12 protein-coding genes are annotated in these 12712 nt (G+C 71.0%); 6 read left to right on the top strand and 6 right to left on the bottom strand.

The window, feature by feature from the left end; translation table 11 throughout:
- Both ACWDN5_RS18245 and ACWDN5_RS18250 read left to right on the top strand, forming a co-directional pair.
- On the top strand, positions 1-894 hold the full coding sequence (locus ACWDN5_RS18245) for an IS982 family transposase (RefSeq protein ID WP_449677135.1): 894 nt from the start codon (positions 1-3) through the stop codon (positions 892-894).
- 75 nt (positions 895-969) lie between these two features.
- Positions 970-1767, top strand: a complete 798-nt coding sequence (locus ACWDN5_RS18250) for an alpha/beta fold hydrolase (protein ID WP_449677136.1) — start codon at positions 970-972, stop codon at positions 1765-1767.
- Between the two features lie 98 nt (positions 1768-1865).
- On the opposite strand, the gene ACWDN5_RS18255 is transcribed toward ACWDN5_RS18250, so the two are convergent.
- Both ACWDN5_RS18255 and ACWDN5_RS18260 read right to left on the bottom strand, forming a co-directional pair.
- Entirely contained in the window at positions 1866-3068 is a 1203-nt protein-coding gene (locus ACWDN5_RS18255; RefSeq protein ID WP_449677137.1) for an amidohydrolase family protein, read from the bottom strand.
- A 139-nt stretch (positions 3069-3207) separates the two neighbouring features.
- Positions 3208-4401, bottom strand: coding sequence for a M20 metallopeptidase family protein (locus ACWDN5_RS18260; protein ID WP_449677138.1), 1194 nt, complete (start codon positions 4399-4401; stop codon positions 3208-3210).
- 68 nt (positions 4402-4469) lie between these two features.
- Between ACWDN5_RS18260 and ACWDN5_RS18265 the strand changes: the two genes are divergently transcribed.
- A complete protein-coding gene (locus tag ACWDN5_RS18265) occupies positions 4470-5528 on the top strand; it encodes an Lrp/AsnC family transcriptional regulator (RefSeq protein WP_449677139.1) in 1059 nt (352 codons plus the stop codon).
- 945 nt (positions 5529-6473) lie between these two features.
- On the opposite strand, the gene ACWDN5_RS18270 is transcribed toward ACWDN5_RS18265, so the two are convergent.
- From ACWDN5_RS18270 to ACWDN5_RS18285, 4 genes are all read right to left on the bottom strand, one after another.
- The gene (locus ACWDN5_RS18270; RefSeq protein ID WP_449677140.1) at positions 6474-7394 is read right to left on the bottom strand and encodes a hypothetical protein; all 921 of its coding nucleotides are present in this window, start codon (positions 7392-7394) and stop codon (positions 6474-6476) included.
- A gap of 31 nt (positions 7395-7425) precedes the next feature.
- On the bottom strand, positions 7426-8853 hold the full coding sequence (locus tag ACWDN5_RS18275; RefSeq protein ID WP_449677141.1) for a DUF1996 domain-containing protein: 1428 nt from the start codon (positions 8851-8853) through the stop codon (positions 7426-7428).
- Positions 8854-9127: 274 nt separating this feature from the next.
- Complete coding sequence (locus ACWDN5_RS18280) at positions 9128-9916, bottom strand: zf-HC2 domain-containing protein (protein WP_310974829.1); 789 nt, start codon at positions 9914-9916, stop codon at positions 9128-9130.
- Positions 9917-9923: 7 nt separating this feature from the next.
- A complete protein-coding gene (locus ACWDN5_RS18285; protein WP_086849750.1) occupies positions 9924-10484 on the bottom strand; it encodes a sigma-70 family RNA polymerase sigma factor in 561 nt (186 codons plus the stop codon).
- Positions 10485-10724: 240 nt separating this feature from the next.
- On the opposite strand from ACWDN5_RS18285, the gene ACWDN5_RS18290 reads away from it, so the two are divergent.
- The 3 genes from ACWDN5_RS18290 to ACWDN5_RS18300 are packed head-to-tail and all read left to right on the top strand — an operon-like array spanning position 10725 to position 12712.
- Positions 10725-11324, top strand: a complete 600-nt coding sequence (locus ACWDN5_RS18290) for a hypothetical protein (protein ID WP_310974828.1) — start codon at positions 10725-10727, stop codon at positions 11322-11324.
- Positions 11308-12102, top strand: a complete 795-nt coding sequence (locus ACWDN5_RS18295; RefSeq protein ID WP_449677142.1) for a DUF4142 domain-containing protein — start codon at positions 11308-11310, stop codon at positions 12100-12102. Before ACWDN5_RS18290 ends, ACWDN5_RS18295 begins: the two co-directional genes overlap by 17 nt.
- A complete protein-coding gene (locus ACWDN5_RS18300) occupies positions 12095-12712 on the top strand; it encodes a ferric reductase-like transmembrane domain-containing protein (RefSeq protein ID WP_310974826.1) in 618 nt (205 codons plus the stop codon). The genes ACWDN5_RS18295 and ACWDN5_RS18300 overlap by 8 nt, the downstream gene beginning before the upstream one ends.

A 12712-nucleotide genomic window follows, 5' to 3' on the forward strand; every position in this document is an offset into this window, starting at 1 on the left:
GTGACGACAGACCTGAACACCCTTCTCACCGCACTCTACGTGAAGATCGACGACCACCTCGCAGGCAGGCGACGGATGGGCAGACCGCCGAAGCTGACCGACGCGGAGCTGGTGACTCTGGCCGTGGCTCAGGCGTTGCTGGGGTTCACTTCCGAGGCCCGCTGGCTGCGGTTCCTGCCGGCCCGGATGCCTGGCGCGTTCCGGTTCCTGCCTGGCCAGTCCGGCTACAATCGCCGCCTGCGTGCCGCGTTGCCGCTGGTCAAGCACGTGATGCGGTGGCTGGCGGCGGACACGGACTTGTGGACCGACGCCACCTGGATCGTTGACTCGACCCCGGTCGAGTGTGGCCGGTCCCGGCCGACGGTCAAGCGTTCGGAGCTGGCCGGGTGGGCCAAGTACGGCTTCTGCCGGTCACACTCGCGTTGGTTCTGGGGCCTGCGGCTGCATCTGGTCTGCACCCCGGCCGGGCTTCCGGTCGCTTGGGCGCTGGCCGATCCCAAGGTCGACGAGCGGCAGGTGCTCATGGCGATCTGCGATCACGAACCCCACCTGCTCGACGACCGTCCCGGCCTGTTGATCATCGCCGATAAGGGCTACGTCTCCGCCGAACTGGACCGCTTCCTGGCCGAGCGCGGGGTCCGGCTGATCCGGCCGTCCTACCGCAACCGCCGGCCCCATCCCGGTGAGCCGCTGCTCAAGTCCATCCGCCAGCTCATCGAGTCGGCCAATGACACCCTCAAAGGCCAACTCGACCTGGAACAACACGGTGGGCGCACCATCGAAGGGGTCGGCGTCCGCGTCGCCCAACGACTCCTGGCTCTCACCGCCGCCATCTGGCACAACCGCGCCACCGGCCAACCCATCACCCGGTCCCTGACCGCCTACGACCACTGACCGAGTTACGCATTACTCGTCTAGGCCCCCGACCACCACGCCGTCGGGTGAACGGCTTGTGCTTCACTTCGAGGCATGATCTCGGAAAGCCGTTGCCCGGTGGAGGACGGCGAGCTCCTCGTCCGCCGCGGCGGCGAGGGCCCGGCACTGCTGCTGATCGCGGGCGGCACCGGATCGGGCGACGCCTACCGCGCGCTGGCGAAGCAGCTGTACGCGGACTACACCGTGATCACCTACGACCGCCGAGGCCACTTCGGCAGCACGGACACGACCACGGGCCCGGTCCCGGTTTCCCTGCAGGCGGACGACGCTTTGGCGGTCCTGGACCACGCGGCCGACGGCGCGGCCCAGGTGTTCGGTTCGAGCGCGGGCGCCCTGATCGGCCTCGACCTGGTCGCCCGCCACCCGGACCGCGTGACAACGCTGGTCGCGCACGAACCCCCGGCGGTCCACCTGATGCCGGACGCCGGAGGCTGGCTCGAAGCGGCGGCCGAGCAGGTCCGCCTGGCCCGCGCGGGCGAACTGATGGCGGCGGTGACCCGGTTCGCGGACGCCATCGCGGGCGCGGCGCTGCCGAATCTGCCCAACCTCCGCCTGCCGCACGAAGCCGACTGGATCCGGTTGTTCGACCGCGAGCTGACGGAGTTCTTCGACTACCTGCCGGACCTGAGGGCCCTGCGGAAGGCGACCACGGAGATCTTCCCGGTGGCGGGAGAGGGCAGCCGGGGCCGGTACCACTACCAGCCGGCGAAGATCCTGGCTCTGGAGCTGGGGTTGCCGTTCGTCGAGACACCGGGCTCCCACCTGGCCCCGCAGCGAAACCCGGTGAAGTTCGCGGCGGCGTTGAAGGACCTGCTGAACCCGGAGGCCTGACGGGCGGCACGCGTGCCCGAATGGACGACACGCGTGCCCGAATGGACGACACGCGTGCCTGGACGGACGACACGCGTGTTTGGAAGGACGACACGGCGTCAGACGACTCGGATGCCGTCCTTCCAGACCTCCCGGATGTTCGACGCCAGCGCCGGGAAGTCGTACGGGTTCCCCTCCACCACCACCACGTCCGCCCGCAGGCCCGGCTCCAGCCGGCCCAGTTCCCCGTCCAGGCCCATCAGCCGCGCCGCCGAGGAGGTCGTTGCCTCCAGGACGTCCCCCGGCGTCATGCCGCACGCCGCCATCAGGGCCAGTTCCTCGAGGTTCGTCCCGTGCGGGCCCACTCCGCTGTCCGTTCCCATCGCGATCCGGACGCCCGCCGCATACGCGCGGCGGACCGAATCGCGGTGGGCCTCCACCACTTCGCGCGCCTTCGCCACCACCGCCGGCGGGAGGTCGACGCCCGCGTCGGCCGCGCGGACCACGTTGACCGGGGCGATCAGCGTCGGGACCAGCCAGGTTCCGTGCCCCAGCATCAGCTCGATCGCTTCGTCGTCCAGGTAGATGCCGTGCTCGATCGAGCGCGCGCCCGCGCGGACCGCGTTCTTGATGCCCGCCGCGCCCTGGGCGTGGGCCATCACCGGGCGGCCCTGCATCGCCGCCTCCGTCACCAGGACGTCCAGTTCCTCCGGGGTGAACTGGGCGTGCCGCGGGTCGTCGCGCGGGGACAGCACTCCGCCGGTCGTGCACACCTTGAGCACGTCGGCGCCCGCGCGCAGCAGCGTCCGGGCCACCCGGCGCATCTCGTCGGGCCCGTCGACCGTCGTGTCCGGACGGCCCGGGTGCGGGACCATCAGCGGGACGCACAACCCCGACGGGTGCCACGCGTCGCCGTGGCCGCCGGTCGGGCTGATCAGGCCGATGGAGATCTGCAGCCGCGGGCCCGGGATCAGGCCGTCGTCCACCGCCTGCTTGATGCCGAGGTCCGCGCCCGCCGCGTCGCGGACCGTCGTGATGCCCAGGCCCAGCGTCGCCCACAGGTTCCGCGCGGCTTCGTAGAACTGGTAGGAGAACGGCTTCTGCACCCGCGACAGCAGCCCGATGTCGGAGATCGTGACGTGCACGTGGCAGTCGAAGAGCCCGGGCAGCAGCACCGTGCCGGTGCAGTCGACACCTTCGTCGCCGTCGAGGTCGGTCCCGACGTCGACGATCCGGCCGTGCTCGACGACGACGTCAGCCGGGGCCGGGTCCGCGCCGGTGCCGTCGAAGACCGAGCCGCCGGTGAACACCGTGCGCGTCACGCCGCCTCCACGAGGGCAAGAGTACTCGCGACCACAACCGTGCCGTGGTCGATCCGGACCTGCGGGCGGCCGCCGCGGACGCGGACTTTCGATCCACTGTGGACAATCCCGCGGGGCCGATGGTAGCTGCGCACCCGCGTCACCCCGCCAGGAGCCCGAGGCGGCGGACGGCGAGTTCGGCCAGCAGCGCGGCGCCGTCGCCGAGCACCTGATCGTCGAACCGGGCGCGCGGCGAATGGTTGTCCGGGGCGGTCACGGGGTCCGTGGGGCAGGCGCCGAGGAAGAGGTACGCACCCGGAACCCGTTCCAGGACACGGGAGAAGTCCTCCGAACCGGTGATCGGATCGGCCATCTCGGTGAAGCGCTCCTCGCCGAAGACGTCGCGGATCGTGTCGGCGACGAACGCGTAGGCGGCGGCGTCGTTGACCGTCGCGGGGTACTCCGGTTCGTAGGTGACGTCGACGTCGAGGCCGTGCGCCTGGGCGATGCCGCGGCAGACCTGCACCGCGCGCTCCCCCACCTTCGCGGCGACCTCCGGGGAGAACGACCGGAGCGTCGCCTCGAACACGGCGTCGTCCGGGATGATGTTGCGCCGGGTGCCGGCGTGGAACGAGCCGACGGTGATGACGACCGGGTCGAAGACGTCGAAGGTGCGGGTGACCATCGTCTGCAGGGCGGTCACCATCTCGCAGGCGGCCGGGATCGGGTCGCGGGCGTCGTGCGGGGACGAGCCGTGGCCGCCGTCGCCCTTCACGCGGACTTCGAGCGCGCCCGACGCCGCCATCAGCGTCCCGGGGCGGGCGACGAAGTGGCCCTTGGCGTAGCTGGCGGCCGAGACGTGCAGGCCGTACGCGGCGTCGACGTGCTTGCCGGACGCCGTCAGGACACCTTCGTCGATCATGTGGCCGGCGCCGTCCCAGCCCTCTTCGCCGGGCTGGAACATGAAGACGACGTCGCCGGGGAGGTCGTCCTTGCGGGCGGCGAGCAGGCGGGCCGCGCCGACCAGGCCGGCGGTGTGGAGGTCGTGACCGCAGGCGTGCATGGCGCCGTCGAGGGTCGAGCTGAACTCCTCGCCGCTGGCTTCGGTGACCGGGAGCGCGTCCATGTCGCCGCGCAGGAGGACGGTGCCGCCCGGGTGGCCCCCGCGCAGGACCGCGGTGATCGACGACAGGTTCTTGCCGAGCGTGATTTCGAGCGGCAGCCCGTCGAGGGCGGCGAGGACCCGTTCCTGGGTGCGCGGGAGGTGGAGGCCGATCTCGGGGACGCGGTGCAGCTCGCGGCGCAGGACCTGCAGGTCGTCGAGCATGGCGGCGGCATCGGAGCGCAGGGTCATCCGCCGATCATGCGAGAGTCGAGCACAATGGCCGGGGAAAATGGCCGAAACCACCGTTTCGAGGGCTGATGAGCGAAGAATCCGCCATGCTGGCCGAGCAGGACCTCAAACTGGCCGACGCGCTCCAGGCCGCGCCGCGGGCGTCGTGGTCGACGCTCGGGGACGCGCTGGGACTGGGCGCGGTGACCGTGGCCCGCCGCTGGGACGCGCTGGTGGAGCGCGGGGACGCCTGGCTCACCGCGTACGCCGGCGGGGAGCTGATTTCGCAGCTGGTGCTGGCTTTCGTGGCGATCGACTGCGAGCCCGGCGCGGCGCCGGCCGTCGCGGAAGCGCTGGCCTCGGACGTCCACGTGGCCACGGTGGAGCACGTGGCGGGGCCGTGCGACCTGCTCGTTCACGTGGTGACGCCGTCGTTGCGCGAGCTGGGGGCGCACGTGGCGACGTTGGCCGTCCCCGGCGTGACGCGGCTGAGGACGACGTTGTCCTCACGCATGTTCACCGAGGGCAGCCGCTGGCGCGTCCGGGCGATCTCCCCGGGTCAGCGGGAAGCGTTGTCGCCGAAGCCGGCCCGCCAGCGCGCCCCGCTGCGGTTCGACGCGGCGGACCGGGCGCTGATCTTGGCGCTGGGAGCGGACCCTCGAGCCTCGGCGGCGGCGCTGGCGGGCGTGCTGGGCGTCGGGGCGACGACGGTGCGCCGACGTCTGGACGGCTTGCTCGGCCGCGGCGCGATCCGGGTGAGGTGCGAGATCGCGCGATCGGTGTCGCCGGCGCCGGTCACGGTGACGCTGTGGCTGAGGGTGCCGCCGGACAAGCTGGAGACGACGGCCTGTTCGCTGGCGATGGTGCCGGAGGTCCGCATGTGCGCGGCCCTGACGGGGGCGGCGAACCTGATGCTGGTGCTGTGGCTGCCTTCGTCGCACGACGTCGTGGCGGCGGAGGCCCGGCTGGCGGCGAAGCTGCCGTGGCTGGAGATCACGGACCGGGCGGTGACGCTGCGGAGTGTCAAGCTGATGGGCCGCTTGCTCGACGCGGCGGGCCGGGGCGTGGGGCGGGTACCGCTGGACTTCTGGGCCGCGGTCCCCGTGCCGGAGCACGGGGACCGCAGCGTTCACCGGTCCGGGGGATGAGGGGGGTGAGGTGGAGGGAAGCATCCCCCGGGGCCGGGGTTCTTGGGGCCGCCGGTCGCGGGCCGGGCCGGTTGGACTCCGCGGGCTGGGCCGGACTGGATGGAGTTGGGCTCCCCGGGCCGGGCCGGGTCTGGCCGGGGTCGGGCCGGTTGGACTCCGCTGGCGGGGCTCGGCCGGATTGAGTTGGGCTCGCCGGGCCGGGTCTGGCCTGGCCGGGTTGAGTCGACTCCGCGAGCCGGGCCAAGGCTCCGCTAGTGAGGCTCGGCCGGATTGAGTTGGGCTCCCCAGGCCGGGCCGGCCTGGCCTGGGCCGGCTCGGTGACCGAGGGGCGGCCACCGGCCGGAGCTTCGGGCGGGTACTGCGTGGTTCGGGACGGAAGCCACGTGCTCGGCAACCGAAGTCGCGTGACTGGGGACGGATCTTGCGTGGCTGGAGGCGGATCTCGCGTGATCGGGAAGGCGTCGCGCGTGATTGGAGGGGTATCTCGCGTGATTGAGGAGGCATCACGCGTGGCTGGAGGGGGATCTCGCGTGGTCGGGGTGGGAAGGGTTCCGGCGCGGTGGACGGGGGGTGAGGTGGAGGGAAGCGTCCACCGGGCCGGAACTCGCGGGCGGGAGCGACTCCCGCCTTCTCCTCCTTCGCTGATCCGGCTGGCCGGATCGGTGGTGAGGTATCCCGGCCCGGCGGACATGGGGGGTGAGGTGGAGGGAAGCGTCCACCGGACCGGGGCTCGGGGTGCGGGAGGGAGCTCCCGCGGTTTCTCGGGGTGGAACAACCGGCCCGGTGGACTGGGGGGGGGTGAGGTGGAGGGAAGTGTCCACCGGACCGGGGTTCGGGGTGCGGGACGGGGTCCCGCGGTTTTCGGGGTGGTGCAACCGGCCCGGCGAACCGGGGGGGGGTGAGGTGGAGGGAAAGCGTCCACCGGGCCGGGGATCGGGGAGCGGGTCAGTACCCGCTGGGTGATGTTGCGACCGCCTGCTGCACCGCCGGCCTGCGCGCCGGGTCGGCGCGGCAGCCGTTGGGCTCCAATGCGTACCACGTGCCGCCCGCGCCGTGGCCGGTTGCCGCTCCCGGCCCGTCGTCCGATGCGTGCGTGTACGCCGGCCAGCCTCCTACCGTCAGCTGCGTGGTGCCGTCCTCTCGGCGGATTCGGCCGACCAAACCGGAGTCGATACCGCCCGCGACCGTGATGGGGCCGTCCACCACGACCGGCGGCCACTTCGCGACGCAGGCCGCGTCGCAAGTGGACTTTCCGGAATCCTTGCCGTCCTTGGTGAACAGGTACAACGTCCGGCCGTCCGCGTCCGTGAGGACCCGGCCGAGGCCGTCGACCTCACCCGTCTCGAGGGTCGCCGGGTCGGCTTTGCGGCCCGCCGGGGTGATCGGGGCCCAGTCCGCGCTGACCCGGCGGCCGAGCGCGATGCCCGGGCCGGTGTCCTTCGCGAACCGGTAGACCGGCCAGCCGTCGACCGTCACCTGCTTGCGGCCGTCCGGCCGGGTGACCTGGCCGACCAGCTCGGCGTCGATCCCGGTGGCCACCGCCGGCGTGTCGGAGATCAGCGGCGGCCACGTCGTCGCGCACGGGCCGGCGCACGTCGCCCGGGGCGGGCCGGCCGAGTCCTTCGCGTACCGGTAGAGCGTGTGCCCTTCGGCATCGGCCAGTACCGTACCCAGCCCGTCCACAGTGGACGAAATCAGCTGGGCCGCGGCGCCGGCCGGGACCGTGCTCGCCGGCTGCTGCTGCGCCCCGAGCACCACCGGCTGGACGGCTCCGGACGTGGCGTACGGGTTGGTCCCGCAGGCCGCGACCAGCGCGAGTCCGGCGACGGCGATCGGTGCGGCAACAGCCGGGCGAGCACGGTTCATCGGAAGTTCTCCTTCCCTCTCCAGAAGGGTGTTATTCGGCGCAGACCTTGCCGGAGTTGATGCAGTTGACCAGGCGGCCCATGATCTGCTTGCTCATCACGTTCGCGAAGTCGTCGTGGTCGGACCGCGGGTTGTGCTCTTCCTGCGCGAAAGCGTCCACTTTGTACTGCTTGTTCTGCTGGACGTCCTGCGGCACGTCGTACACCAGGGTCACCTGCAGCTGGGGCACGTTCTTGAAGCCCTGCGGGCACTTGCCCTGCTGGTCGGCGAACACGATGTGGCTGCGGTGGTCCGCGCTGTCGGTGTTCTTGCCGTCCCAGCAGTTCGGGAAGGCGTGGATCCGCTCGACCTTGCTGCCCTGCGGGCAGATCGGGTACTTGTCGGTCAGCCGGTCCTCGAACCCGGTGCAGGTCCAGCTGGGCCGCGCGTTCTTCGGGCCGTTGGTGCTCTGCTTGGCGTCACCGTAGAGGATCTTCAGGCCGAGCGGCATCGCGACGACGTTCTGCGCGCCCCCGCCGATGAACTTCAGCGTCGCGGACTCCGGCTCGATGATCTCGCCGTCGTTGTCGCCGACCTCTTCGTTCGCGCCCTGCGGACCGCCGAGCTCCTCCTGCTGCTGCCCCTGGTCCTTGTTCTGGTCCTGCTGGTTCTGGTTCTGCTGCTGGTTCTTGTTCTGCTGGTTCTTGTTCTGCTGCTGCTGGCCGTTCCGGTCCTGCTGGTCGTTGTTCTGGTCCTGCTGCTGGTCGTTCTGCTGCTGGTTGTTCTGCTGCCGACGCTGCTGCCGGTCCTGCTGCTGCTGACCGTCGTTCTGGTCACCCTGCTGCTGGGCGCTCAGCCCGGTCCGCCCGCCGCCCTGACCGCGGCGCTCGCGCTGGTTCTGGTCCTGCGCGTCCTTGGCGTCCTGCCCGCTCTTGTCCTGCTGGACGTCGCCCGTCTTGCCCTGCTGCTGTTGCTTGGCCTTCTCGTTCTTGCCCTTGTTGGTCGCTTCGTCTTCGCGGTCGACGCGGATGACCGGCCAGAAGTACGCCGACTGGTCACCGTTCTTGCAGGTGGTGTCGCCGGCGAGCAGGCTCTTGAGGCTCGAATCGGCGTCCGTCGTCACGTTGCCGACGTAGTCGTGCAGGTGCTGGGCGCCGTTCTTGATCCCGGGCTGCGCGATGAAGTTGTCCGGGTTGTGGTGCGACCCGTCCGCGTTCGTTCCACAGTCGACGGTGAAGGAACCCTTGGCACCCTTCTGCTTCAAGGCCGCGTTCACGTTGCTGCCGGCGGGAACCTTGGTGATGTCGATGAAGAACGACGGGTCCGCCGGGTCCGCGCTGGCTTCGCCCGTGCGGCCCGTGCTGACCGCGACGGCGAGTGCGCCGACGGCGATCGCCAAGCCGATCGCACCCATCGCGATCTTGGTTCGGCGGGCAACGCGGTGCTTGCCCGTCACGGGGGACCGAGAATTCCGGGCCATAGACTAGTTCACCTCGTTCGTTTTTCCGGGCGCGCGCCGGTGAGCGCGGCAGCCCGGGCAAGAACTACCGTTGATTGAGCTCGAGATCGCACGGAACCCGGGTGGGGATGCTTGCGGTTCCGGCTGTCGGGATGCATCGGGGGATGCATTGGGGGATACGGACCTGGGCGGCACGAGGTTCAAAAGCGACCGGTCCGTTATCTGTTCGTTATCTACGAGAACGCAACCGGGCAGCATTTACCCAGGTCATGGGGTTTCACCGAAAGAAAGAAATTCAGCGCTGGACGACGACGAGGACGGTGCCGTCTTCGCCGCGCACCTCGAACCGGCTGATCTGGTCCATCGCCAGGGAGACCGAACCCTGCAACCGCAGCGGTTCGGGCGAGCCGGGGATGCCGAACCCCTTGGGCGGCACCGACCAGCTGGAGACGACGCGCTCGGTCCCGGTGGCCGGGACGGCGACCAGCTGGCACTTCACCGGCCCGACGATGCCGCGCAGCTCCAGCTCGACGCGGCTGCCCCACTCCACCGGCGAAACGGTGACCAGGGCACTGACGGCGGACCCGCCGCTGCCGCGGCCGTAGGTCTGGCCGCCGCCGGGCTGCCCCTCGGCGCCCCCGGGCGGGGCGGTGGACGTCGCCGGGACGCTCGTCGCCGGCGGGGGCTGCTTGTTGCTCGGAGCGGCGAGGGAAGCGGGCGGCACGGCGTCGGCCGGCCGGACCGCGAGGGTCACCAGCGGGCCGGCGATCACGGCCGCCGCGGCCGCGGCGCCGGCGAGGATGCCGATCCGGCGACGGCGGCGGCGCTTGACGGCGGCCTCTTCCATGAGGCCACGCAGCACCCGGGGGCCCGGCGACAGGGTGCGCGGGCTCGGCGCGGGCATCGGGGGCTCGGGCCAGCTGCGCTTCACCAGGTCGAGGACGTCCGGCAGCTGGTAGAGCTCGATCAGGTCGAGCTGGCAGTGCGGGCAGTTCATCAGGTGGGCTTCGAACTGGGTGTTCTCGGCCTCGCTGAGGACGCCGAGCACGTAGGCGGCGACGTCGGTGTGCGGTGACCCGGCCACGCTCAGTTCACCCCCGCTCGCGCAAGGCCCGGCGCAGCGCGCGGACGGCGTGGTGGATGCGGGACTTCACGGTGCCCGGGGGCACGCCGAGGGTGGCCGCGACCTCGTTCACGGTCCGATCGCGCAGGTAGGTCTGCTGGATGGCCTCCCGCTGCTCGGGCGAAAGACCCTGCAGCGCCTCGTAGACGATCATCGCGGCGAGCGTCCGGTCCGATTCGTCGGACACCGCGATCGCGTCGGATTCGATCTCCTCGAGCTCCTGGGGCCGGACACTGCGGCTGCGCCAGCCGTCGATGACGATCCGCCGGGCCACCGTGAACAACCAGGCACGCAGCATCTCGGGCTGGCGGTCGAGCTTGTCGGCGTTCCGCCACGCCTTGATCAGGGTCTCCTGCACGACGTCCTCGGCCCACTGCCGGTCGTGGCCGGTCAGCCGCAGTGCGAACGCCATGAGGGACCCGCCGAACTCCTGGTAGAGCGCCTTCGCCAGATCATCGGAACCGTCGCCGGACTCGACGACGGCCTCCTGATCTCCGATGGATCTGAGCGCTCGGGTGTGCCGTCCCACGCGGGACATCCTGGTGGGCCGGACGGCCTACGTCCAGTACTTCGTGCCCGCGAACCAGGGGCAAAACTTTTTTGAACCGTTTCCGGACCGTGTCCGTATCCCCTACCGAAGACCCCGACCAGGCGTTGTCCCCCGCAACGCTCCGCATCCACTCCGGACCGAATGTCCACTGTGGATCTTTCGCGCCCTTTTCCGTTGCACTACCGGCAACAGCGCGTAGTCATGCCCCACGGAGGAGCAGTGATCCGCATTCCCCGCCCGGTGGTCCCCGCCGCCGTGTGCCTCACCGCACTCGCCTTGCTCACTGCCTGTACCGCCGGCGCGGCCACCACCTCGGGTGGCGGTTACGCAGCCGGCGGCGCCGCCGGGATGCAGATGCCCGGCATGCAGCAGGGGCAGGTCGTCCTGCCGATGCCGCAGGGCATCACCGCCGACCCGAACAACCCCGCGAAGAGCCAGCTCAGGGCGGCGAAGACGTTCGACCTGGGGCTCCTGCTCGTCGACGGGACCGGGTACACCATCTACCGGTACGACCGGGACACCCCCAACCCCTCGCGGTCGAACTGCACCGACGCGTGCGCGGCCAAGTGGATCCCGGTCAAGCCCGGCAACCTGGCGCCGATCGACGTCGACCAGTCGCTGATCGGGCAGATCACCCGCGACGACGGCAGCACCCAGCAGACCCTCGCCGGCTGGCCGCTGTACCACTTCACCGGCGACCAGGAGCCGGCCGACACCTCCGGCCAGGGCGCCGACCAGGCGTGGTACCCGATCGCGCCGGACGGCAAGAAGATCACCCTCACCCAGGACGAGTGGAGGCAAAATGCGTTCGGCGTCTGAGCTCGCCGGGTTCGGCTGCGAACCCTCGTCGGTCCTCGATCGCTCCCGGCCGCTGGTCCGGATCCTCTTCGTCGTGGCCCTGGTGCTGGCGCTGCTGGCCCCGGGTTCGACCTCCCTCGCCCAGACCACCGCGATCTCCGACACCGACGCCGTGCTGCTGACCAAGGTCCGCCAGGCCGGTCTGTGGGAGATGCCGTCGGGCATGATGGCGATGGAGAAGGGCGGCCCGATCGTCCAGAAGGTCGGCTTCGCGATCATGATGGACCACGGCCGCCTCGACGTGGCGACCCGCGCCCTCTCGCAGAAGCTGAACTCGCCGGTCCCCGACCAGCCCTCGGACGAACAGCGCGGCTGGCTCGCCGAAGAGATGGCCGCCTCCCCCGGCCCGGAGTTCGACCGCGTCTTCGCCAACCGGCTGCGCGCGGCGCACGGCGCGGTGTTCAACGTCCTGGCGCAGCTGCGGGCCGGTACCCGCAACGACGACGTGCGGGCCTTCGCGACCGTCGGCAACCAGGCCGTGATGCGGCACATGACGATGCTCGAAAGCACCGGGATGGTCGACTACACCGCGCTGCCCGCCCCGTCGGTCTCCACCACGGCGGCGCCCACCGGGATCCAGCTCGGCCTCGACCCCTCCCAGATCGCCGTGGTGGGAGCCCTGTTCCTGCTGCTCGGCGGTGGCCTGTTCTACGTGCTGCGGCAGGTCAAGAGCAACCGTGGCCGCGGCCGGGCGTCGTCCCGGCCCGCCACCGCGAGAACCGGGGGTAGCCATGGTTGAGACCTGGCACGACGCGACGATCTTCCTCACCCAGCAGTTCCAGCCGAAGACCGACCCGGCCGCCCGCGGCCTGGCCGCTTTCGCCGCCCGGACGTCCTACGGGGCGGCGATGCTGACGCTGACCTGGGGCGTGCTCACCGCGACGGGCTGGATCCGCTCGGTCACCGGCCGGAAGGGCCTGCGCAGCACGCACATGGTGCTGGCCACCGCGACGATCATCTTCGGCCTCGTCCACGCGCTGGGCTTCACCTACCTGACGGTCCAGCCGTACAGCTTCGGCTACATGTTCATCCCGTTCGGCTCCGGGCAGGAAGCGCGCCACATCGCGGGCATCGTCGGCTTCGAGGTCATGTTCGCCATCTTCCTGACGGCGGGCCTGCAGCGCTTCACGTCCTACCGGCGCTGGCTGTGGCTGCACCGCTGCGCCTACCCGGCGGTCGGGCTCATCGCGATCCACTCCTGGTTCGGCGCCATCGCCAACGGCCACCTCTCGGTGACCTGGCTGGGCGGCATCACGCTGCTCGTGCCGGCCGTGACGGTGTCGATGCTGCGGTTCATGCCGGCCCGGACGCTCGAGCGGATCGGCCTCGTGGAAGAGCAGGTGGCCTGA

It is taken from the genome of Amycolatopsis sp. NPDC003731 (assembly GCF_053586895.1).

What these genes read in the sequence shown, in the direction of transcription:
- ACWDN5_RS18260 (WP_449677138.1), bottom strand. Translation starts at nt 4,401, where the DNA reads ATGACCCTGCGCTCCGATGCCGCCGCCATGCTCGACGACCTGCAGGTC.
- ACWDN5_RS18300 (WP_310974826.1), top strand. Translation starts at nt 12,095, where the DNA reads ATGGTTGAGACCTGGCACGACGCGACGATCTTCCTCACCCAGCAGTTC.
- ACWDN5_RS18250 (WP_449677136.1), top strand. Translation starts at nt 970, where the DNA reads ATGATCTCGGAAAGCCGTTGCCCGGTGGAGGACGGCGAGCTCCTCGTC.
- ACWDN5_RS18275 (WP_449677141.1), bottom strand. Translation starts at nt 8,853, where the DNA reads ATGGCCCGGAATTCTCGGTCCCCCGTGACGGGCAAGCACCGCGTTGCC.
- ACWDN5_RS18295 (WP_449677142.1), top strand. Translation starts at nt 11,308, where the DNA reads ATGCGTTCGGCGTCTGAGCTCGCCGGGTTCGGCTGCGAACCCTCGTCG.
- ACWDN5_RS18265 (WP_449677139.1), top strand. Translation starts at nt 4,470, where the DNA reads ATGAGCGAAGAATCCGCCATGCTGGCCGAGCAGGACCTCAAACTGGCC.
- ACWDN5_RS18270 (WP_449677140.1), bottom strand. Translation starts at nt 7,394, where the DNA reads ATGAACCGTGCTCGCCCGGCTGTTGCCGCACCGATCGCCGTCGCCGGA.